Below are 23,379 nucleotides of genomic sequence, written 5' to 3' on the forward strand. Positions count from 1 at the left end.
TCTGGCGTTTCATTATATGAAAACTCTCGTCGCTCTTTTTCCGAAACCTAAGTCTACAAAAACAGAAGCTTTTCCAAAAGTATGACCTGCCTCGATCGACGCCATTCCTAGCTCGAATGAATTTTGTGAGTTGGTGAAGCTCGTCAATCCATTCATTTGTTTTGAAAAATCATATTTATAGTACGCATCTGCAGAGCCTCCCCAGGTGGTTGCTGGCGAAGCTCGCGGCTTCATCATCTTGGGCAAAGGCGAAAGAACTGGTTAACATCGCGGCTAAAATGTGAAATACTTTTTTCATGTTTTAAATTGGTTTTTAGTTATTAATTGATTCTGGTTAGTTAATCTTTTATATATCTATTTTAATAGTATAAGTCATTTCTAAAACCCTTTGTACGTCCCTAAAACATCATCATTTTCATTAGCGAATTTATTAACTTTTGTATGAGTAGAATAATTCAAATCTACTTTTTTGACGTTTTAGGTAAAGAATTACGGATTACAAAAATTAAATTGACAATAATCGTGATTTGACATTTATAATTAATTCTTTTTGAAAATTCAATAACAAAATTTTAAGATATTTTACCAAAAAACAAGGGTTAACAAACAAAATGAGTTAAAAAATAGACACATTTAAATTAAAAATAAGCTTAAAAACAAAAACACCCATAAAAAAATAGGGGTAGTGAATAAAAAATATTTATAAACCAAAAACCAAAAAATTTTAGACAACAAAAAACAACTTTTACTTTAGTGAGAGTTATTCTTACAAAAAAAAATAATTTAAAAAGTAAAATGAACTTTCTATAGAAAGCTCAATTCTCCAAAAAAAGACTTTATATGACTAAAAAAAAACCTGCTCTAATTTTGAGCAGGCTTTTTTAGAAATCGACAGAATATATTTTATTTGTCTTTATTATACTTCCTTAAATATTCACGAACTTTAAGTCCTGAATCTTTTAAATCTTCATCTTTCCATTTTCCTTCCGATTTAGCCGATTTTTTTAACATCGAACAAGTTTCGTCTTTATCTGATACAGACCATGTGATCCAGCTTATTTTTCTATCTTCCATCCAATCAATATATTCCTGCCAAGCCTGATAATTTAGAGGTCCGTCTCCAGAAGCTTCCATACCGGCAGATTCTGAAACGAAAACAGGCAGACCACTTTTGATTGCGGCATCTGTTCTATCTCTTAATTCTTTTCCGTGTGTAGCGGCGTAAAAATGCATCGTATACATTATATTAGTATAACCTACTATAGGATCTTCTGCAGGAAGATTAATATCCTGATCCCAGCGCGGACAGCCAACCAAAATAATATTATTGGGATCGTTCTCTCGGATTACTCGAATTATTTCTTCGGAATAATTTTTAACTTCCCACCAGGTTTCATAATCTGGCTCATTAAACACCTCATATATAATATTAGGATACTTGGCATATTTTTTTGACATCTCTGTAAAGAATTCTTTTGCTTCTTTCAGATTTACATTATGACTGTGCCAATCTATAATTACATAGATATCTGATTTTATAGCACCATTTACAACGGCTTCTATTTTCTCTTTAGAAAACTGCGGATTGTTTATATACGAAAGATCTCCAAGTTCAATCCCCATTGCAACACGAACTATATTACAATTGAAATCTTTTTTCAACCAGCCCACCGCTTTTTCATTGTAAAATCTTGGCCATAAGCTATGCCAGCCAAAACTTAATCCGCGGAGGACGATCGGATTGTTATTTTTATCTACGAGCTGTGTTCCCTGCACACTCAACTGTCCGTGCTTTTTTACGAATTGTGCGTTTGAAATCGTAACAGACATTACAAGAAATAAAACTAAATACCAAAGCTTCGATTTCATATATAATTCTTTAAGGATTTAATTTTAAAGTAATAACATCATGCGAAGCGATTGCGGCGCTAAATGCTTTCTTGGTATTTCCCGCTTCTTTGTTTTTCCAAAGATCCTTTATTTTGAAGTCTGCTTTAGAGAAATCAGCTTCATATCCGAAATCCGAATCTTTGAAATTATTTTTCTTCCAATCAAAATTAACTTTTTTAGCAGTTTCAGTTCTATTGATAAAACTAACTGCCCAGGCTCCGTCAGATAGTGGTTTTACCCACACTTCTACTCCATCTAAAACAGCATATTTAAATCCTTGAATTCCTAGTTTATCTTGATTTACAGCCAGTAATTCTTTATTCGTTAAAATGTCCAGTGTTTCTTTAGACATTTTTCTATAATCATTTCCTGTAAACAAAGGCGAAGACAGCATGCACCACATTGCAAAATGTGTTTTATCTTCGGTATCATTCATTTCGTTCCCAACTTCCATCATATCAAAATCATTCCAATGATCTGGACCAGAATATTTACGAATATCTTTTCGCATATCGGCGATTTTCATAAATCCCCAAGACGACCAGTTTTCAGGATGTTTGAATTCGCAGTCGAAACAAGGATAAATATCTCCCGAAATTCTCCAAAGATTTCCAATTGGTTTTCCCCATTCCCACGGCTGATTATCTCCCCATTCGCAAAGACTAAACACAATTGGCCTGCCGGCAGTTTTTAAAGCGTTACTCATTGTTGCATAAGCTTCTTTAGCAGTGATTCCTTCTGTATTACACCAGTCGTATTTTAAGAAATCAATTCCGAGTTTCGCATAAAATCTCGCATCTTGATATTCATATCCTCTTGTTCCAGGATAACCTGCACAAGTTTTGGTTCCGGCACAATTGTACAATCCGAATTTTAAACCTTTGTTGTGCACATAATCAATAACCGATTTCATTCCGCTGGGAAATTTTGCCGGATCTGGTACTAAATCACCATTTGCATCACGTTCGTGCGTCATCCAGCCATCATCTAATACAATATAATTGTAACCCGCGTACCGCTAAACCTGAGGAAACCATGATATCTGCTGTTTCTTTTACTAATTTTTCGTCGATATTGGTTGCAAAAGTATTCCATGAATTCCAACCCATTGGCGGTGTCATAGCCAGTCCTTCAAATTTTCCGCCCTGCTGTTTGTGAGTATTTCCCTGACTGAAACCCATACTGGTTATACTAAAAGCAAGTAGTAAAGCAATTTTTTTCATCCAAAATATATTTAAAAGATATTACAAAAAAAGATATTCCCTAATTTTTCAATCAGGGAATATCTCAAACTAACTCAAAAAACAAAATGTTTATTTTAATACAAATCCTATATCATCAAACAACACCGTATTACCGCCGTCACTATTTGATTCTTGGAATGTAAGCATTGTAACACTTGAAGGATTCCCTAATTTATCTAGTGGAATTTCCATATAAACCCAAGTTGTTGTAACTGGAATTACATAGTTTGGCCCTCCATTTACACTAAAGTTTACCTGACCATTTTTACTTCCTTTTACTGCCATTCGTAATGCTTTGTACGGAGTCATATCAAAATTAAAGCCCCAGTTTCCTCCGTCCCAAGCGCTAAATTCCCACTGCCAAGATTTTTCGCCTTGATAGGAATCTCCGCCAAAATCAAAATTAACTCCTTTACCAGCCCAAGGTCCGCCCCATTGCATTTCGTATAATTTATCATCATACAATGCTGTACCAATTGCTTCTTTTGAAACGGCTGTTCCAGAAATATTTGTTACTGCCAGATATCTATGATTCGCATTAGCAGGAATTTTTACCACTACCTGTTCTAATGTTGAAGAAATTACTTGAACAGGAACCGCAGGTTGTGTTGGAGTTTCGGCCAGTGTTACAATAGGATCTAGAAAATATTTACCTTTTATAGTTACTTCGTCACCTTCTTCACAGTTTATAAAGTTAAAACCACTAAATGTTGGTACTGGAGGAGCAACTTGTAAGTCAAACTCTGCTGTACCTCTTCCTGTTACTACTCTTAATTTGTTTGGTGCATCTGCAAAAGGCGTAGCTTCATCTACCAAAATAATTATATCTGTATCTGTTACAAATGTTGGCCTAAAATAGGTGTCAAAATCATTAAAATACACTTTTGTAGTCGTCAAAAGTCCTTTTCCGTGAATGATATAATAGTTTTTTGGATCTACTAATGTTACTGGAACCAATGGCTTAACAGTGCCATCAAGATTATAGCCAGAAGGCATTACAGATTCTATTACAGGTCCTCCGCTGTACGCTTCGGCGCTATCATCGCTAGAGCATGATGTAAAAAGCAATAAAGAGATTATTAATGCCAGACATGTCGCTAATGAAACAATTTTTAAATTTTTCATGTTGTATATTTTTAAAATTATTTAAAAGTATATGGTACTACTTCTGTCAATTTTGGATTTTTTGTCAAGTCATCTGCTGGATAAGGAAGTAAAAGATTTGTTGCTGAAATTGTAATGTGTTTTTCAACTTCTCTATTCCCTCTATTTTGTGCTTCTAGAATCGCTTTTGCTCTTTCAAAAGGCAAACGGCCTAAATCAAAATAATAATCTCCTTCGCACGCTAGTTCCGCACGTCTTTCTTTAAAAATATCATCAAATGTTATTACTGATTTTGGTGCTAATCCTGCTCTTCTGCGAACTGCATTATACGATTGAAGCGCTTGTGCATCTGAAGTACTTCCTGTTTGTCCGCCTAAAATAGCTTCGGCATGAATTAACAGCAATTCTGCATAACGCATCATATAACTGTTCATACTGCTTTCTCCATTATTTACAGGATTAAATGCTCCTGTTATTGGAAGATTTTCTTTTCCGATTACATATTTTTTCAATCCAGCACCAGATTTTTGTGCTTCATATTCAATTTCAAAAGTGTATCCTAAAATTTTTGGTGCACCTAAATCAAGTGTTTTTGCATATGTTAGGTTTGGATAAAAATCTCCAGGAAGCATAAAAGTTTCAATTCTTCTTCTGTCCCCGTTTTCAAAAACATTTTTAATTAAATCTTGAGATGGAGCAATCTGTCCAGAATAAGTAGTTTCAACCAATCTGTTTTCTGGAGCAAATAATGTATTGGTAAAATTCCCATCAAAATAACCTCCAGTTCCTGTCCACTGCCAAGCAAAAATAGATTCCTCGTTATTGTTGTTTTTTTGTAAAAACAAATCAGCGAAAGATTTTGCTGGTAATTGCTCTCCTCCTAATAATTTAAACTCACCGCTATTGATAACTTCCTGAGCCATTTGTCTCGCCAGATCATATTTCTTTTGATATAAATAAACTTTTGCCAGCATCGCCTTTGCAGAACCGCTTGATACGTGAGCATTTGAAGCATAATCTGAACCTCTGTTTTTTGTTCTTAAATTAGCTATAGCGAATTTTAAATCATTTTCTATGAATTTGTAAACATCTTCAGTTGGGTTACTTGGAATGACAAAGTTTTTAGAATAGTCTGCATTATTTTCGATAATAGGCACATTCCCCCATAATCTTACCAAAAAGAAATAAGAAAATGCTCTAATAAAATGACATTCTCCTAATGTATTATTCAAAGCTTCTTTACTCACATTTGGACCAACACTCTGCAGCAGATTGCTAATGTAAGCATTAGAATTTGCAATAGCACCAAAACAAGATCTCCAAGAATCAGAAATATATCGTGATGTATTAGTGAAACTCAAATCTGTAAAATCACCAAAATCGTTATATATATCAGCATACATATTACCCGAAATTACATCGGTAATACCATAAAAACCTTCTTTATTCATATTAAACCAAACTAAACCATAAAGTCCGTTTGTTGCATTGTCTAATTTTTCATCAGAATCATAATAGCTTCCTATTGTAGGGTTTCCTTCTGCAGGAACATCTATAAAATCTTGAGAGCAAGAGGATGAGAACAACATCAATAACGCCATAAGACCTACGTCGCCTCTTTTATATATATTTTTCATATTATTTTTTATTAAAATTCAACATTAAAACCAAAAGAAATTAGTCTTGGCACCGGATAACGACCGTTATCAATTCCTGACATTAATGCATCTTGATTATAAGAACCTACCTCAGGATCATATCCTGTATATTTCGTAAAAGTGAATAAGTTTTGTCCAGAAGCATAAATTCTCAATCTTGTTAATTTGATTTTCGAAATAATATCCAATGGTAAAGAGTATCCTAAAGTTACATTCTGAACTCTTAAATAAGAACCATTTTCAATCATGCGGGTAGAAACTGCATTATTAATATGATCGTAACTAGAAGGTGTTGGCAGAGAACCATCCAAATTATTAGCTGAGTAAAAATCAGTTGCTTCTGTTAAATAGTTAGTTCCTAAATTACTATTCATTGTTCCAGATGCGCGAGTTAAATTCATTAACTTATTTCCTGCAGTTCCTTGAAGAAAAATAGATAAATCGACATTTTTATATTTAAAGTTATTCGTAAAACCATAAGTAAATTTCGGATTTGGATTTCCAATATTCGTTAAATCACTTTGATCGATTTTACCATCATTATTTAAATCTTTATAAATAACATCTCCTTTTACAAAATTCGGCAACAATGAATTTGTTCCGTTTTTCAACACAACTCTGTTTCCTGCGCCATCAACGTGTCCGTATGTCAATAGATCTTCATCTGTTCTGTAAATCCCTACAGCTTCATATCCTAAAAACGAACCTATTGGCAGACCTTCTTGTGTTCTTGAAACACTAACAGTGTTGTAAGAAAGCGTACCTGTTGTTTTTATAATATTTAACCCAGCCATATCTGTTACTTTATTTTCATATTTAGTGAAGTTCAGACTAGAATCCCATGAGAAGTTTTCTGTGAATTTATTGCTGTAACCAAGCGTAACCTCAATACCTTTATTTTCCATGCTTCCAAGGTTAAAATACGGAGGATTTACACCACCTTCATAATCACCGCCTCCAGAAAGATAGTTTGGCAACGGAACTTGGTATAAGAAATTTTTAGAAACTTTTTTATACACATCTATAGAAGCATTAAATTTAGATTGAAACAAATTAAAATCTAAACCTAAGTTCGTTTGATCCTGAGTTTCCCATTTCAAATCTTTGTTTGGAGTATTTGAAGGAAGGTAAGAAGTTCCCATAGAACTCACTACTACGTGAAGATTAGAATCATATAAATTATTCCCAATCTGATTGTTTCCTGTTTGTCCCCAGCCAAATCTCAATTTAATACCATCAATATACTTTTTTGTTCCTTCCATAAAAGATTCATTCGAAAGTTTCCAAGAACCACCAACAGAACTAAAGACGCCCCATTTATTTCCAATGAAAAATTTAGAAGAACCATCTGTTCTTATTGCAACCGAAACACCATATTTATCTCCATAATCATAAACTACCCTTCCTAAATAAGAAGCTAAAGTTTGTGTTCCTGCATATGTACTTTTAAGTTCTGCTTTTGTCAAATCTGATCCCGCAAGGGTTTGATCACTATTATCTTTATAACCATTACCTATCATAGAATATCCTTCCCAGTGCGATCTATTAGATTCTTGTACTGCCAAAATTGTAAAACTGTGCTTGTCTATAGTTTTTCTATAAGTAAGCATGTTTTTTAAGTTCCACGAATTACCAGAAGACGGATTATAATAAAGGTTAGCAAAACTCTTTACAGCATTTCCTAAAGAATACATAGGATCAAATCGCTGTCCTAAATTGTCATAAATATATCCACCCGCTTCAAAACGGTATTCTAAACCTTTAAGAATATCTACTTGCGTATAAAAACTTCCAGAATAATTTTTTCTTACCAATGTATTAGAACCTAATAAAGAAGTTGCAACTGGATTAACAAATGAAAGACCACTTGTAGGACCAGCAAATGCGCCATCTAATTCTCTTACTGCCACATCTGGAGTAGCCAGTAAAGACGTACCTACAACACCATTAAATTGTCCGTTTAGTGTAAGTTTTTCATCTGTAATTGCCCCACTTACGTTAATACCAACTTTAATAAAACTATTTACTTTTGCATCAATATTAGCTCTTACATTGTATCTTTTGAAACCAGATTCGATAACAATACCTTCTTGATTTAAAAGACCTCCAGAGATATAATAGCTAATTCCTTCTTTTCCACCAGAAAAAGACAACTGATTAGAGGTCATAATTCCTGTTTCATAAATAGCATCCTGCCAGTCTGTACCTTTTCCTAAAAGTTCTGGATGGGCAAATTCTGGACGTTTTGACGAAGGATCATAAACATCTGATAGTGCATTTTGATGCGTTGCATATTGCTCGCAAATCCATAGAATGCAATTTCTTTGGCAAATTGCTAATAGAATAAGAATTTTCGAAAGATAATTTTCCTGTTCCTTTTTTACCAGATTTAGTAGTTACAATGATAACTCCATTCGCACCTCGAGAACCATAAATTGCTGTAGCAGAAGCGTCTTTTAAAATATCGATAGACTCAATATCATTCGGGTTAATAAGCGCCAACGGACTTACAGTAATGTTTCCGTTGTTAGAAAAGTTAGAATCTCCAGCAAGATTTCTTCCTGAAGTAGAAGAATTTCTAGCATCTCCAGAAATAGGCACTCCATCAATTACGTACAAAGGTTCGTTTGTACCTGTTAAAGAAGAAACGCCTCTAATTTTTACCGATACATTACTCCCCGGTTCACCAGAGTTACTATTTACGACTACCCCCGTGACTTTTCCCTGCATCATTTGATCAAATGAAGCCACTTTTAGATTTTCGATATCTTTTGAGCCAATACTAGAAATAGCACTATTAATATCTTTTCTCTTTTGAGTACCGTAACCAATTACAACTACATCTTTTAGATCTTCTGCATTTGATTTTAAAATTACATTAATAGTCGATTTACCATCTACGGCAACCTTCTGAGTAGTAAAGCCGATGAAAGAGAATAATAAAGTTGAATTTGCTTGCAACATCGATAGAATATTTACCGTCAAAATCTGTGGAAACAGTTGCTTTAGAACCCGCAACTGATACGTTCGCTCCTGGAATAGATAATCCCTTTTCATCAGATACCGTTCCTGAAACCTTTACCTGAGCCGTAATAAAATTACAGGTCAATAACAAAAATAATATCAGAGGAACTGCTGTGTGGTCAGCCTTCCAATGAATGAAGCTAGTCATTAGTTTTTTCATAATAAGTGTTTGGTTAGTTTAAATTTTTTATTGCTAATCTTAAGAGAGTAAAAAAGCCTGGTATATATTTTACTCTTAAAATATTTAACAAATCTATAACAGAGAGAATTATCAAATCGATAATATTATATCATTTAATGATAATATTTTTACTTTAAGCGTTTAAAAAAACACATATGAAAATAAAACCATATAAATTTTAAATTATTCTCAATGACAATCCTCAAAATGAACCAAACACCAACATAAAAATCAACAAAAACGCCAAAATCAAACGTTTTCGTTAAAAATAATGTTTATAGGTGATAAAAAAGTATCACTACAAAATACGTTTCAAGCCAGAAAAATCTTCTCTGTATTGACTAGGCGTACAATTTTTTGTCGCTTTAAAACTGCGATTAAAATTGGCAATATTATTAAACCCAGATTTAAATGCAACCTCAGAAACACTCATATCTTTCTCTACTAGCCAGCGCGCCGCATAACCAATTCGGATATCATTTATATAATTAACAAACGTTTTACCAGTACGTTTTTTAATAAATCTATTAAAAGAAATAATAGACATACTCGCCACATTTGCAACATCTTCTAAAGTAATTTTTTCAGCAAAATGTTTCTGCACATATTCGTAAACCAATTTCATTTTATCATAATCATCAAAAGTATCATAGTCTACTGTATAAGTCGAAAGAAGACGCTGATTTCTAGAATTGGCCAAATCATATAATAAGGAAGTAATTTCCAAAAAATAGTCCATTCCGTCTAATTTAGAAAGCCTTACAAGTCTTGGGGTTAATTCTTCGGCCGTTTTTTTTGAAAAAAGAATTCCATGAATTGATCGGTTAAACATATCACGTATCGGATTCATAATCCGTCTTGATAATAAAGACTCATGAAATAAATCATTATGAAACTGAATTGTTATTTCATGAATTTTTTTACTTGTACATTTACTCAATTCCCAGCCGTGATATAAATTGGGACCAATCAAAACCAGCTCGACATTATCTATTTCCTCAATATTATCGCCAACAACTCTTTTAACACCTTTTCCATTTAAAATAAAATTGATCTCAAACTCTGGATGATAATGAACAGGAAAATCAAAACTGTCTTTTACTCGATCGAAAACCAAAAAACTATCACTCGCGACTAATGGCGCAATTTCTCTATAAAAATTTTTTGTTGTACCCATGTTGAAAATTATATCAGTAACTTAATATTTTGTTTTTTGACTGCAATAATATGATATATAATTGATAAAATAATATTAATTAGACGATATTCATCCGTTTATCTTTGAAAAAACAAATTATCATTTCTTTAAAAAGAACATTAATAATAAACATTAATCATTTTTAATTGAATAACTTTTTATAGTTTTAATAATTTTAACAATAATTTCGTAATGATTTTTCGAACAATAAAATAACATGTTTTTTAAATCGTAATCTATTGTTTATTTTACTTTTAGCAAAAAACTAACTAACCATTTCGTAATGAAAAAATACATTTTAACGCTTTTAACCGTAACATTTATAAGCAGTTCCTGCATATCCCAAAAAAGTATGGATAATACTAATTTGTCACTTTCAGATAAAAAAGCAACCACCGAAACTAAAACTTTGTACAAAAACCTCAATACATTATCTAAAAAAGGTTTTTTATTTGGGCATCAAGATGATTTGGCATATGGTGTAAAATGGAAATACGAGAACGGCCGAAGCGACGTAAAAGATGCTCGCAGGCGATTATCCCGCAGTTTATGGGTGGGATATTGCAGGTTTGGAAAAGGACAGCCCAAATAATATCGATGGCGTTCCTTTTGCTAAAATGAAACAATATATTATTGAAGCCAATGCAAGAGGCGGTATTTCTACCGTGAGCTGGCATTTTGACAATCCAGCAACAGGGAAAGATGCTTGGGATCATACTCCAAATTCGTTAAAAACAATTTTACCAGGCGCAGAAAATCATAAAAAATTTACTTCTTGGTTAGATAAAGCGACCACTTTCTTCTTATCTCTAAAAGATAAAAACGGCAAAAACATTCCAATACTCTTTAGACCTTTTCATGAACTTACCGGCGGATGGTTTTGGTGGGGAAAAGGCAATTGTACTCCAGAAGAGTTTAAAACAGCGTGGAAATTTACCTTCGATTATCTTCAAAAAAAAGGCGTTCACAATTTAATATATGTTTACAATACAGGCGGTTTTGGCAGTGAAGCAGATTTCTTAGCCAATTATCCTGGAGATGAATATGCAGATGTTTTAAGTTTTGACAGCTACCAAAACAGCAATGATCCAAACGGTGAGAAATTTATCAATGAAGTTCAAAAGCAGTTTAAAATCTTAAACGAAATTAATGCCAAAAAACATAAATTAATAGCTTTAGCAGAAGCTGGCTACGAAGCCGTTCCAGATCCAAAATGGTGGACAGGCACTTTATTGAAAGCTATTGGAGATTATAAAATTTCATATGTTTTACTATGGAGAAACCACGGCTGGCAGGAAAAAGAACAAAAAATGCATTATTACGCACCTTTCTCTGGACAAGTGAGCGAAAAAGATTTTGTCGATTTTTATAATCTGGATCAAACTATCTTTGAAAAAGACATTCCAAAAAAATTAAAATAATCCCCCAAAAATAATTACAATCTTTAAAAAAAATCTAATGCACGACAAAATTAGTTTAAAAGAAAAAATAGGTTACGGTCTCGGAGACGCTGCTTCATCTATGTTCTGGAAAATTTTCAGCATGTATTTGTTGTTTTTTTACACCGATGTTTTCGGATTAGCGCCTGCTGTAGTTGGAACCATGTTTTTAATTACCCGAATCTGGGATTCCTGCTTTGACCCTATTGTTGGAATTATAGCAGACAGAACCAAAAGTAAATGGGGAAAATTTAGACCGTATTTACTTTGGGTAGCAATTCCGTTTGCCGTGATTGGGGTTTTGACTTTTTATACTCCAGATTTTGACGAAAAAGGTAAAATCATTTATGCCTACGTTACGTATTCCTTAATGATGATGATTTATTCTTTAATCAATGTTCCTTATGCATCACTTTTGGGCGTAATGTCTTCTGATAGAAAAGAAAGAAATACACTTTCTTCTTACCGTATGGTTTTTGCTTTCGGCGGGAGTCTTTTGGCACTTTGGCTTATTGAACCTTTGGTAAATTATTTCGGCGGAAACTTAAATTCTAAAACAGGATGGCTGGCAACAATTGCCGTTTTTGGACTAATCACAACAGTATTTTTCTGGGCTTGTTTCTTATTCACAAAAGAAAGAATAAAACCAATTGCAGATGAGCAGAATAATTTAAAAGAAGATTTAAACGATCTTTTAAAAAATAAACCTTGGTGGATTTTATTGGGAGCAGGAATTGGAGCTTTAGTCTTTAATTCAATACGCGACGGAGTCGCGGTTTATTATTTCAAATATTATGTAAGCAGTGCCGTAAACTTTGATTTTTCGCTTTTTGGAACCGATTTTCATATGACGCCAACGTCAATCTATTTGGTTTTAGGGCAAGCGGCAAACATCATCGGAGTAATCATTGCAACACCAATTGCTAATAAAATTGGAAAAAAGAAAACCTTCTTTGGAGCAATGGCTTTGGTCGCAATTCTAAGTTTAGTTTTCTATTTATTTGGAAAAGAAGACATTTTATTAATTCTCATTTTCCAAGTTTTAATCAGTATTTGTGCAGGCTGTATTTTCCCATTAATCTGGTCGATGTACGCAGACAGTGCCGATTATTCAGAATGGAAACAAGGACGCAGAGCGACAGGTTTAGTTTTTTCTGCTTCCTCAATGTCGCAAAAATTTGGCTGGACAATTGGAGGCGCCGGAGCTGGATGGCTTTTAGGTTATTACGGTTTTCAGGCAAATGTAGAACAGACTGCAACAGCACAAAACGGAATTCAGTTAATGTTGAGTATACTTCCTGCAATAGCGACGGCAATATCAGTAGCGTTTATTGCATTTTATCCATTATCTGAAGAAAAATTACAAATAATAGAACAGGATTTAAACCAAAAAAGAGATCAAAATCACTAAAAATAGTACGGATACAGAAACCAATTGATATGACAACGATAACATCTTCAGCCATTTTTCAAGAAAGAAAATCGGCATTAGAAAAAGAACATAAAGGACTTCTTGAACAAAAAAACGGACCACAAGAAGTGGCAGGCAACGGAATTTATGACCGTTACAAAAATCCTGTAGTAACAGCGAGCGCACATTCCTTTAAACTGGCGTTTTGACTTTAACGAAAGTACAAATCCTTTTTTACAAGAACGAATCGGAATAAATGCCGCTTTCAACGCTGGCGCAATGAAATGGAACAGCAAATATTTATTGGCAGTTCGTGTAGAAGGAATCGACAGAAAATCATTTTTTGCCATTGCCGAAAGTCCAAACGGAGTGGATAATTTCAAGTTTTGGGATAAACCATGCGTGATTCCTCAAACCGAAGAACCAGATACAAATGTATATGACATGCGTTTGATCAACCACGAAGACGGTTATGTTTACGGTATTTTCTGTACAGAAAGAAAAGACCCGAAAGCTCCAAAAGGTGATACGAGTTCGGCTGTAGCCAATGCCGGAATTGTACGCTCCAAAGATCTGATAAACTGGGAAAGACTTCCAGATTTAATCTCAAACACGGGACAACAGCGAAATGTAGTTTTACATCCTGAATTTGTAAACGGAAAATATGCTCTATACACACGCCCGCAAGACGGTTTTATTGATGTAGGAAGTGCGGCGGAATTGGTTTAGGTTACGTGGAAGACATGACAAATCCTGTTGTAAAAGAAGAAAAAATCATTTTTGGCAAGCAATATCATACCATTTACGAATTGAAAAATGGTTTGGGACCTGCTCCAATCAAAACTTCAAAAGGCTGGTTACATTTAGCACACGGCGTTCGTAATACGGTCGCAGGATTGCGTTATACGCTATATATGTTTATGACCGATCTAAATGATATTTCGAAAGTGACACACGTTCCGGCAGGACATTTTATGGGACCAGAAGGAATCGAAAGAGTTGGTGATGTATCGAACGTTTTATTCTCAAACGGATGGATTGAAGATGAAAACGGAACTGTTTATGTGTATTACGCCTCATCAGACACCAGAATGCATGTTGCCGTTTCAACTGTTGAAAAACTTGTTGATTATGTAACCAATGCTCCAGCAGATACTTTTATTTCTGCAGGTTCTGTACAAACAATTATTGATCAAGTCGAAAGAAATAACGCAATTTAAGATATCGTGTCATTACAAAGAAAGCTATTAAAATCTGAGTTATCCGCAGAACTCGATTCCATTTTAAACTATTGGTCAGAACACACTGTTGACGATAAAAATGGTGGATTTGTCGGGCAAATCGATTTTGAAGATCATATCATTGGAAATGCAGAAAAAGGATCGGTTTTAAATGCACGGATTCTCTGGACTTTCTCTGCCAGTTATCAGACCACAAAAAACGAAAACCACAAAAAACTGGCAGAGCGAGCATTTGAATTTCTTTCTTCTAATTTTTATGACACTAAATTTGGAGGTCTTTTTTGGAGTATAAATGAGGATAAAACTCCAAAAGACACCAAAAATCAGATTTATGCATTGGCATTTGCGATTTATGGCTTATCTGAATATTATGCGATTTCAAAAGAAGAAAAAGCGTTAGAAATAGCTAAAAATTTATATTTCAAAATTCAGGAATACAGCTATGATCCTATAAACAAAGGATACTTTGAAGCTTTTACCAGAGATTGGCGACCAATTGAAGATTTACGTCTGAGTGCAAAAGATGCAAACGAAAAGAAAACGATGAATACACATCTTCATATTATTGAAGGTTATGTGAATTTATATAAAGTTTGGAAAGACGAAAAACTGCTCAAAGATATTGTTGAATTATTAGAAACAATTGAAGAACATTTCATTAATACCGAAACAGGTCATTTACGCTTGTTTTTTGATGAAAATTGGAACGAAAAGATCGACGTTATTTCATACGGACATGATATTGAAGCGACATGGCTTTTACAACAATGTGCTGAAATTTCTGGAAATGAAACGTTGATTGAAAATTATAAAAAACACGCCCTCCAAATTGCCGAAGCTACAAAAGAAGGTTTTGATTCTGACGGCGGATTATGGTATGAATTTGATCCAAAGAAAAATGAATTAATCGCCGAAAAACATTGGTGGCCTCAGGCAGAAGCTTTAATTGGTTTTTACAATGCATATCAATTAACTGGAAAAGAAGAATATCTGGATATTGTTTACAAAAACTGGAAATTCATAAAAAAATATATGATCGACCAGCAAAACGGAGAATGGTATTGGGGAATTTACGACGATTATTCTGTAATGAAAAAAGACAAAGCCGGATTTTGGAAATGTCCCTACCATAACGGACGCGCCTGTCTTGAGCTGATCAGTAGAATTCAAGATTAATTTTAATCACTTTTAACGCTAATTTTTTCTAGCCAATGAAACAATTTTTACTTCTGAGTTTAGTATTTGTGATGACAACAATACATGCGCAAACGAATCTTATCAAAAACGGAGGTTTTGAATACGAATTTGTAAATTGGAGAGGCGAAGAAAATGGTGCGCTTTCTATTTATGATAAAAAATCAGGAAAAAATGCTTGCGCTGATCAATCAATATACTGGTGCAGAATGGCGAGCTTTTGATCAAATTGCTATAATTCCGAGAAATACTTTTGCTGTGGAATGTAATGTCTGGATGAAAACAGATGGTGTTGAAATTCAGAAAGAAGAATACAAAGCAACATCCATAATTTTAGAATTTTTAAATAGTGCCGAAAAACAAATAAGCACCGAAACAATTGCTTTCGCCAAAGGAACAACGAATTGGTTTAATTATAAAAAAGCCGTAAAAGTTCCGGCTGATGCCAAAAAAATCAGGATAATGCTTGCATTAGCCCAAACGAACGGAACCGTTTTTTTTGATGATGTAAAAATAACAACGCTTTCTGAAGAAGAATTTTCAAAGTTGAATAGTAATACAAAATAAACAAACCTAACAGGTTTTAATAACCTGTTAGGTTTAGTCCTTAAAATATAAATTATGAAAAACAGATTTTTTAAAACTCTTTCTCTGGCCTTAATTTTTGCTGCAATTGCTTGTCAGGCGCAGGAAAAAATAACCGTAAAAGGAACGCAATTTTATAAAGGTGACAAACCGTATTCTTATATCGGAACCAATTATTGGTACGGAAGTTTATTGGCTTCTAAAAAAGTTGGTGACCGAAAAAGACTTTTGCGTGAGCTAGACTTTATGAAGAAAAACGGAATCGATAATCTTCGTGTTTTAGTAGGTGCCGATGGCGGAAAATACGATTTTACCGTTCGTCCCGCTCTGCAGTATGAGCAGGGAAAATATGACGAAGATCTTTTGGATGGTTTGGATTTTTTGATCAGCGAAATGAGCAAACGTAATATGTATGCGGTTTTGTATTTAACGAATAACTGGGAATGGTCTGGTGGAATGTCGCAATATCTGGAATGGAACGGCAAAGGTGCGATTCCGGTTCCGAATATTGCTCCAAATACTTGGCCGCAGTTCATGTCGTATACAGAACAATTTCACAGCTGTGAACCTTGTATAGAAGCTTTGAATAATCATGTAAAATTTATTATTGGAAGAACAAATGCATATTCTAAAAAGAAATACAACGAAGACAACACGATTATGTCATGGCAGGTTGGAAATGAGCCAAGACTTTTTACGGTAGAAAATGAAGTTAAATTTACAAAATGGCTGAACAACATTGTCGATTTAATAGCCAGCTTAGACAAAAATCATTTGGTTTCGACAGGTTCTGAAGGAAAAAATAGTTCGAACGACAGCATGGAAATTTTCGAAAGAACGCACAAAAATCCGAATATCGATTATTTGACGATGCACATCTGGCCAAAAAACTGGAACTGGTTTAAAGCTGACAATGCTGAAGCTACTATGCCAAAAACAATCGAAAATGCAGGAAAATATATTGACGATCATATTAAGGTGGCCAATAACTTGAAAAGACCAATTATTATTGAAGAATTTGGCCTGCCGAGAGAAAATGAAAATTTAAATGCAGGCGCTTCTTCTGTTTATCGCGATCAGTTTTACAGCTACATTTTTGGAAGAGTTTTAGAAAGTCATAAAAATGGCGGCCCGTTGCAAGCGCCGAATTTCTGGGGATACGGCGGAGAAGGAAAAGCCGTTAACGAAACTGGAAAATGGAATCCCGGAGAACCGCTTACTACAGATCCTCCGCAAGAACCACAAGGTTTAAATTCTGTTTTTAATGGTGATAAATCGACTCTTGAAATTGTAAAAAAGTACAATTTAGAATTGAAGAAATAAAAAAATTATTCATCCCTGTTTTTTGTAGCATAAGACGCACCGCAGTGCGTCTTATGCGTAACGAATATACGCAACGTAAACTGGGCGTAGACGCACTGCAGTGCGTCTCTACAGAATAACCAAAATCAAAACTTGATGAAAAAACACAACATGAAAAATACATTTATTCTTTTTTGTTTGGTATTCGTAAACCTCTGTTTTGCACAGAAAAAACAAGACTTTACAATGAATTCTCCAAACGGAAAAATTGAAGTCAAAATTGCTGTGAATGATAAGATCAGCTGGACAATTTCGCATGAAAAAGATGTGATTTTAGCACCATCAGAAATGGCCTTGATTTTAGACGGAAATATTGTTTTAGGAAAAAACGCGGTTGTTTTAAATTCAAAAAAAGAAACTGTAAATAATTCGTTTGAAACCCCTTTGTACAAAAAGAAATCGGTTCAAAACCATTACAACCAATTGACTATTAATTTTAAAAATGACTTCAGCATTGAATATCGTGTTTTTGATGACGGCGCGCTTACCGTTTTATAACAAAAAAGAAAAAGAATATCACGGTTAAAAATGAAGAAGTAGTTTTAAATTTTGATCACGATTACAATACTTTAATGCCTTATGTTCGTGATTTAAGAAATCCGAAAGACCAATTTATTTCATCGTTTGAGTCGCATTATGAAAACAAGAAAATAAGTGAGTTTTCTAAAGATACTTTAGCTTTTTCACCTTTTTTAATTGATTATAAAAACCACAAAAAAGCTGTTTTTCTGGAAGCTGATTTAGAAGATTATCCGGGATTGTTTGTCACCAATACTAAAAATAAAACGGGTTTTGAATCTCGTTTTTCTAAATATCCTCTTCAGGAAACCAACGGCGGATTTAATTACCTCAACAAATTGATTACAGAAAGAGCCGATTATTTGGTTAAAACAAAAGGTACCAGAACTTTTCCGTGGCGAGCAATTGTGATTTCTGAAAATGATGCTTGCTTTGGCTAATAACGATATGGTTCAGAAATTGGCTTCGCCTTCAAAAATAAAAGATGTTTCTTGGATAAAACCAGGAAAAGTAGCTTGGGATTGGTGGAACGACTGGAATATTTACAATGTTGATTTTAAAGCCGGAATTAATACACAGACCTATAAATATTATATTGATTTTGCCTCAAAAAATAAAGTCGAATATGTAGTTTTGGATGAAGGCTGGAGTGTTGAAACCGACATCATGAAACACAATCCTAATGTTGATTTAGAAGTTTTAATCGCCTACGCGAAAGAACGAAACGTTGGTATTATTTTGTGGGCCTCGTGGATGGCTATACACGACAATACCGAAGCTGTTTTTGCTAATTATGCCCAATTGGGAGTGAAAGGTTTTAAAGTGGATTTTATAGATCGTGACGATGCTAAAATGGTGAATTCGGTTTATGATATTGCACAAAAAGCGGCCAATCATAAATTGATTATTGATTTTCACGGTATGTACAAACCAACTGGAATTCAGCGAACGTATCCCAATATTTTAAATTTTGAAGGCGTAAAAGGATTAGAAAACAATAAATGGACACCAAATGATGATGTTCCGCTTTACGATACTACAATTCCGTTTATCAGAATGATGGCAGGTCCGATGGATTACACGCCCGGTGCGATGCGAAATGCAACAAAAAGCGAATTCAAACCAAGTCATTCTAATCCGATGAGTCAGGGAACAAGATGTCATCAATTGGCACTTTACACTATTTTTGAAGCGCCTTTGCAAATGATGGCCGACAGTCCGACAGCTTTTATGGCGGCACAAGAAAGCACCGATTTTATTGCTAAATTTCCGACTACTTTTGATGAAACTAATGCTTTGGATGGTGAAGTTGGAAAATTTGTTTCTATTGCCAGAAGAAAGGGAATTATTTGGTATTTGGGCGCCATCACCAATTGGGATTCTAGAGACATTACAATTGACTTTTCTTTCCTTGAAAAAGGCAAAAAATTCCAAGCTGAGATTTTCTCAGATGGTTTAAACGCAGACAAAGCCGCAACTGATTATAAAAAAGAAATCGTAACCGTTGATTCTACAACGAAATTGAAATATCGCTTGGCGAGCGACGGTGGATTGGCGATGATTATAAAATAAAAAGATATATCCGTACTCTTTACGTTTCCAAACCCGACAGGTTTTAAAAACCTGTCGGGTTTAAAATATAAGGGGGAAAAAAATTATGCTAAAATCTTTTCAATCGCATTCAATTCATCATGCAAAAATTCAGTATTCTCCAAACAATCAATATTATTACACAATTGTTTTACCGAACTCGCCCCAATTAAAACCGATGTAATTCGTTTGTCTTTTTGCGACCAAGCCAAAGCCATTTGTGCCAAAGATTGGTTTCTATTCTGAGCAATTTCATTCAGTCGCATTAATTTCTGAATTCTTTCTGCCGTTACCTCATCTTCTTTCAAATGTCCGTTCGGATTATGCGCTCTGGAGTTTTCTGGAATTCCCTTTAAATATTTATCCGTTAAAAGTCCTTGTGCCAAAGGCGAAAATGCAATACAGCCTACTCCTTTTTCTTCCAAAACATCTAACAAACCATTTTCAACCCAGCGTTCCAGCATCGAATATTTTGCTTGATGAATTAAACATGGCGTTCCTAATTGTTTTAAAACATCAACCGCAACACGAGTCTGCTCAGCCGAATAATTACTGATGCCGACGTACAACGCTTTGCCGCTTCTAACAGCGTGATCCAGCGCCATCATAGTTTCTTCAATAGGCGTTTCAGGATCTGGTCGATGCGAATAAAAAATATCAACATAATCGACTTTCATTCTCTTTAAACTCTGGTCTAAACTTGACAATAAATATTTTCTTGAACCCCAATCGCCATAAGGTCCGTCCCACATGGTGTAGCCGGCTTTTGTCGAAATGATGATTTCATCACGCAGATTTCCCTGAAAATTATGCCAGAGAATTTTACCAAAATTGGTTTCAGCAGATCCCGGAACCGGACCGTAATTATTAGCTAAATCAAAATGGGTGATTCCTTTATCAAAAGCCTCTACAGCAATACTTTCGGCATTATCAAAATTATCTACAGATCCGAAGTTATGCCATAATCCTAAAGAAATTTCAGGTAACAATAACCCGCTTTTTCCACATCTGTTATATTTCATTGTTTTAGTTTAAGGTTATAGTTTAATAGGTTTTAAAGGTAAAAAAAAGTAATAAATAAAGTCGCTTTTTTTTAATCTCGCAAATGCGCAGTCCCGAGCCTTCGGGAGCAAAGTTATTTAAGTTTTAAAATGAATAGCGTCCAGCTTTAGCTGGATGGAGATATAAACGCAAACCAAAGGGCTTTAGCCAAACCTGTAAAGTTTGGCTAAAGCCCTTTTTTGATCCAATCGTATTCCCTAGCTAAAGCTAGGGGCTATGCATAAATTAGAAATCACCACGACCCAAGCGATAGCAAACTAGCGAAGCAATTCACAATTTTTTAAACAATCAATTCGTGAATTCGTGGCAAAAAAAACCTTTGCTTCTTTGAACCTCTGCAACTTTGCACCTCAAAAAAATCTATTCTTTTATTTCAAAACCACTTTCCAAACCTTTATCAGAGCTTCCTCCAACCATGATTTTGAAAGTTCCTGGTTCAACTAAATAATTTCCATCGTTGTCATAAAAACCAAGTTCCTTGTCAGTCAATGTAAAAGAAACAGTTTTAGTTTCCCCTTTCTTCAAATTCACCAACTCAAAACCTTTTAACTCTTTTATTGGGCGAATAATACTTGCAAATTCATCGTGAATATACAATTGTACAACTTCTTTCCCGTCGTAGTTTCCAGAGTTTGTAACGTCAATAGTAACCTGAACTTTTTCTCCTTTTGCAAAAGCAGTTTTATTTATCTTCAAGTCTTTATAATCAAATTTGGTATAACTCAAACCAAAACCAAACGGAAACTGAGGCGTTTTTTCCACATCCATATAATGCGACCAAAAAACGTTTTTATCACTGTCAATTGGTCTTCCTGTACTGTATTTGTTATAATAAATCGGCACCTGACCCACATTTCTAGGAAATGACATAGGCAGTTTTCCACTTGGGTTATAATCACCGTATAAAACCTGAGCTACTGCATTTCCAGTCTGCGTTCCCAAATGCCAAGCTTCTACAATTGCCGGAATATTTTCTGTCGCCCACGGAATACTCAACGGACGACCGTTATTTAAAACCAAAACTACATTCGGATTCACTTTGTAAATTTCCTCTAATAATTCCTGCTCGCAATCCTGGCAGATTCAGATCCGTTCTGCTTCTTCCCTCACCGCTTTGAAAACCATATTCACCTAAAACCATTACCACAACATCGGCATTTTTGGTCGCTTTTTTTGTCGCTTCAAATCCGCTTTTATCTGTAGTATTAAAAACTGTCTCAGTTAAAAACGTTGCTTTTTGTTTCAATAAATCAACTCCTTTTTCAAACGTCAGCTGATTGTCTTTATATTGCTCGCATTCCCTCTAAAACAGAAACCGCAGTATCATCAGAAGCCGCAATTCTCCAGCTTCCCAACGGACTGTTTTTATCATTTGCCAAAGCACCAATCAAAGCAATTTTTTGTCCAGATTTTTTTAACGGCAATAAATTCTTTTCGTTTTTCAATAAAACGATTGATTTTTTTTGCCATGTCCAAAACGCCTTCATTGTTGGCTTTACTTCCCACAACTTCTTTTTCACGTTTTTCATCACAATATCGGTACGGATCATCAAATAATCCTAGTTCAAATTTCACACGAAGAATTCTACGAACAGCATCATCAACCAAGGCTTCTTTTACTTTTCCGGTTTTTACTAAATCAACCAATTTAGCTACATACAAATACGATTCCATATCCATATCAGAACCTGCAATTACCGCTTTTGCCGTGGCATCAGCTTCGTCTTTTGCGTAACCGTGTGCAATCATTTCGCGAACCGAAGCATAATCAGAAATTACAAATCCGTCAAACTTCCATTTTCCTTTTAAAATATCTCTTTGTAAAAAAGCATTTCCAGTTGCCGGAACACCGTTCAGCGTATTAAACGAATTCATAAACGTACGAACTCCGGCTTCTACCGTTGCTTCAAAAGGCGGTAAAACCGAATTATACAGTTTAGAATTACTGATATCTACAATATTATATTCCAATCCAGCCTCCACATAACCGTAAGTCGCAAAATGTTTCGCGCAAGCCGCAATCGTATTTACTTTTTGAAGATCTGCAACAGTTTCTCCCTGAAAACCTTTTACTCTTGCATATCCCACTTTACTTCCCAAATACGGATCTTCACCCGCACCCTCCATCACACGTCCCCAGCGCGCATCATTTGCCACATCGACATTCGGGCCGAAAGTCCAGTTAATTCCAGATGCCGAAGCTTCATCAGCAAGCAATAGCGACCGATTTTTTTATCGCTTCCAAATCCCAGCTCGTCGCTTCTGCCAACGGAATCGGACTTAACGTTTTATAACCATGTATTACGTCAAAGCCAATAATTAACGGAATTCCCAAACGCGTTTCTTCCACCGCAATTTTCTGTACAGCACGAACTTCTTTCACACCACGAACCGTCAGCATCGAACCAACTAGTCCTTTTCTTAAATGTTCGTATTTTAATTCAGCTGATCCGCCTTTTGGAGCCGGCCCCGTTACATCCCAAAAACCGTTGTATTGGTTCATCTGTCCTACCTTTTCTTCCAGCGTCATTAACGGTAAAAGCAAATCTATACGCCGCTCAACAGTTTTATTTTTATCCAGATACGGCTTTTTTTGTGCATTCATATTTCCAACAGTAAAAAGGGCGAAAACCCCAATAGTTATTATTTTTTTATTTTTCATATGTGTGGTTTAGTT

General features: G+C 34.8%; 24 protein-coding genes and 1 pseudogene. 13 read left to right on the plus strand and 12 right to left on the minus strand.

Annotated features, from left to right (window positions below; translation table 11 throughout):
* Positions 1-12: 12 nt before the first annotated feature.
* The 10 genes from ACZZ95_RS27435 to ACZZ95_RS27480 all read right to left on the minus strand — a co-directional run bounded on the left by ACZZ95_RS27435 (position 13) and on the right by ACZZ95_RS27480 (position 10,278).
* On the minus strand, positions 13-237 hold the full coding sequence (locus ACZZ95_RS27435; protein ID WP_463471494.1) for an outer membrane beta-barrel protein: 225 nt from the start codon (positions 235-237) through the stop codon (positions 13-15).
* Positions 238-903: 666 nt separating this feature from the next.
* Entirely contained in the window at positions 904-1,869 is a 966-nt protein-coding gene (locus tag ACZZ95_RS27440; protein WP_463471495.1) for a glycoside hydrolase family 5 protein, read from the minus strand.
* Between the two features lie 10 nt (positions 1,870-1,879).
* Positions 1,880-2,866, minus strand: a complete 987-nt coding sequence (locus ACZZ95_RS27445; protein ID WP_463471496.1) for a glycoside hydrolase family 27 protein — start codon at positions 2,864-2,866, stop codon at positions 1,880-1,882.
* Between the two features lie 7 nt (positions 2,867-2,873).
* Positions 2,874-3,113, minus strand: a complete 240-nt coding sequence (locus ACZZ95_RS27450; RefSeq protein ID WP_463471497.1) for a hypothetical protein — start codon at positions 3,111-3,113, stop codon at positions 2,874-2,876.
* Positions 3,114-3,203: 90 nt separating this feature from the next.
* Positions 3,204-4,259 carry an IPT/TIG domain-containing protein gene (locus tag ACZZ95_RS27455; RefSeq protein WP_463471498.1) on the minus strand — a complete coding sequence of 352 codons (1,056 nt, stop codon included), beginning with the start codon at positions 4,257-4,259 and terminating at the stop codon, positions 3,204-3,206.
* A 17-nt stretch (positions 4,260-4,276) separates the two neighbouring features.
* Positions 4,277-5,875 (minus strand): RagB/SusD family nutrient uptake outer membrane protein, encoded by a 1,599-nt coding sequence (locus ACZZ95_RS27460; protein WP_463471499.1) that lies wholly within the window; start codon positions 5,873-5,875, stop codon positions 4,277-4,279.
* An 11-nt stretch (positions 5,876-5,886) separates the two neighbouring features.
* Positions 5,887-8,064, minus strand: coding sequence for a SusC/RagA family TonB-linked outer membrane protein (locus ACZZ95_RS27465; protein ID WP_463471500.1), 2,178 nt, complete (start codon positions 8,062-8,064; stop codon positions 5,887-5,889).
* A gap of 88 nt (positions 8,065-8,152) precedes the next feature.
* Positions 8,153-8,860 carry a TonB-dependent receptor plug domain-containing protein gene (locus ACZZ95_RS27470; RefSeq protein WP_463471501.1) on the minus strand — a complete coding sequence of 236 codons (708 nt, stop codon included), beginning with the start codon at positions 8,858-8,860 and terminating at the stop codon, positions 8,153-8,155.
* Positions 8,787-9,068 carry a carboxypeptidase regulatory-like domain-containing protein gene (locus tag ACZZ95_RS27475; RefSeq protein ID WP_463471502.1) on the minus strand — a complete coding sequence of 94 codons (282 nt, stop codon included), beginning with the start codon at positions 9,066-9,068 and terminating at the stop codon, positions 8,787-8,789. Before ACZZ95_RS27475 ends, ACZZ95_RS27470 begins: the two co-directional genes overlap by 74 nt.
* A gap of 331 nt (positions 9,069-9,399) precedes the next feature.
* The gene (locus ACZZ95_RS27480) at positions 9,400-10,278 is read right to left on the minus strand and encodes a helix-turn-helix domain-containing protein (protein WP_463471503.1); all 879 of its coding nucleotides are present in this window, start codon (positions 10,276-10,278) and stop codon (positions 9,400-9,402) included.
* A gap of 304 nt (positions 10,279-10,582) precedes the next feature.
* Between ACZZ95_RS27480 and ACZZ95_RS27485 the strand changes: the two genes are divergently transcribed.
* From ACZZ95_RS27485 to ACZZ95_RS27545, 13 genes are all read left to right on the plus strand, one after another.
* Positions 10,583-10,891 carry a hypothetical protein gene (locus tag ACZZ95_RS27485; protein WP_463471504.1) on the plus strand — a complete coding sequence of 103 codons (309 nt, stop codon included), beginning with the start codon at positions 10,583-10,585 and terminating at the stop codon, positions 10,889-10,891.
* Entirely contained in the window at positions 10,821-11,720 is a 900-nt protein-coding gene (locus tag ACZZ95_RS27490) for a glycoside hydrolase family 26 protein (protein ID WP_463471505.1), read from the plus strand. The genes ACZZ95_RS27485 and ACZZ95_RS27490 overlap by 71 nt, the downstream gene beginning before the upstream one ends.
* A gap of 37 nt (positions 11,721-11,757) precedes the next feature.
* On the plus strand, positions 11,758-13,149 hold the full coding sequence (locus tag ACZZ95_RS27495; RefSeq protein WP_463471506.1) for an MFS transporter: 1,392 nt from the start codon (positions 11,758-11,760) through the stop codon (positions 13,147-13,149).
* 29 nt (positions 13,150-13,178) lie between these two features.
* A complete protein-coding gene (locus tag ACZZ95_RS27500; protein ID WP_463471507.1) occupies positions 13,179-13,358 on the plus strand; it encodes a hypothetical protein in 180 nt (59 codons plus the stop codon).
* Between the two features lie 70 nt (positions 13,359-13,428).
* The gene (locus tag ACZZ95_RS27505; protein ID WP_463471508.1) at positions 13,429-13,878 is read left to right on the plus strand and encodes a hypothetical protein; all 450 of its coding nucleotides are present in this window, start codon (positions 13,429-13,431) and stop codon (positions 13,876-13,878) included.
* 14 nt (positions 13,879-13,892) lie between these two features.
* On the plus strand, positions 13,893-14,369 hold the full coding sequence (locus tag ACZZ95_RS27510; RefSeq protein ID WP_463471509.1) for a glycoside hydrolase family 130 protein: 477 nt from the start codon (positions 13,893-13,895) through the stop codon (positions 14,367-14,369).
* A gap of 6 nt (positions 14,370-14,375) precedes the next feature.
* The gene (locus ACZZ95_RS27515; protein WP_463471510.1) at positions 14,376-15,566 is read left to right on the plus strand and encodes an AGE family epimerase/isomerase; all 1,191 of its coding nucleotides are present in this window, start codon (positions 14,376-14,378) and stop codon (positions 15,564-15,566) included.
* Positions 15,567-15,601: 35 nt separating this feature from the next.
* Positions 15,602-15,808 (plus strand): hypothetical protein, encoded by a 207-nt coding sequence (locus tag ACZZ95_RS27520; protein ID WP_463471511.1) that lies wholly within the window; start codon positions 15,602-15,604, stop codon positions 15,806-15,808.
* Positions 15,759-16,151: a hypothetical protein gene (locus ACZZ95_RS27525; RefSeq protein ID WP_463471512.1), complete on the plus strand. Its 393-nt coding sequence runs from the start codon at positions 15,759-15,761 to the stop codon at positions 16,149-16,151. The genes ACZZ95_RS27520 and ACZZ95_RS27525 overlap by 50 nt, the downstream gene beginning before the upstream one ends.
* 54 nt (positions 16,152-16,205) lie before the next feature.
* Complete coding sequence (locus tag ACZZ95_RS27530; RefSeq protein ID WP_463471513.1) at positions 16,206-17,492, plus strand: glycoside hydrolase 5 family protein; 1,287 nt, start codon at positions 16,206-16,208, stop codon at positions 17,490-17,492.
* A 135-nt stretch (positions 17,493-17,627) separates the two neighbouring features.
* The gene (locus ACZZ95_RS27535) at positions 17,628-18,029 is read left to right on the plus strand and encodes a glycoside hydrolase family 97 N-terminal domain-containing protein (RefSeq protein ID WP_463471514.1); all 402 of its coding nucleotides are present in this window, start codon (positions 17,628-17,630) and stop codon (positions 18,027-18,029) included.
* Positions 18,030-18,046: 17 nt separating this feature from the next.
* The gene (locus ACZZ95_RS27540) at positions 18,047-18,490 is read left to right on the plus strand and encodes a glycoside hydrolase family 97 N-terminal domain-containing protein (protein WP_463471792.1); all 444 of its coding nucleotides are present in this window, start codon (positions 18,047-18,049) and stop codon (positions 18,488-18,490) included.
* Entirely contained in the window at positions 18,471-19,622 is a 1,152-nt protein-coding gene (locus tag ACZZ95_RS27545) for a glycoside hydrolase family 97 catalytic domain-containing protein (protein WP_463471515.1), read from the plus strand. The genes ACZZ95_RS27540 and ACZZ95_RS27545 overlap by 20 nt, the downstream gene beginning before the upstream one ends.
* An 83-nt stretch (positions 19,623-19,705) precedes the next feature.
* Here the strand turns inward: ACZZ95_RS27545 and ACZZ95_RS27550 are convergent, their stop codons facing one another.
* Together ACZZ95_RS27550 and bglX are read right to left on the minus strand one after the other, a co-directional pair.
* A complete protein-coding gene (locus tag ACZZ95_RS27550) occupies positions 19,706-20,662 on the minus strand; it encodes an aldo/keto reductase (RefSeq protein ID WP_463471516.1) in 957 nt (318 codons plus the stop codon).
* A gap of 400 nt (positions 20,663-21,062) precedes the next feature.
* Positions 21,063-23,364 (minus strand): annotated as a pseudogene (gene bglX, locus ACZZ95_RS27555) (beta-glucosidase BglX).
* Between the last annotated feature and the right edge of the window lie 15 nt (positions 23,365-23,379).

It is taken from the genome of Flavobacterium sp. AC267, from assembly GCF_979258715.1.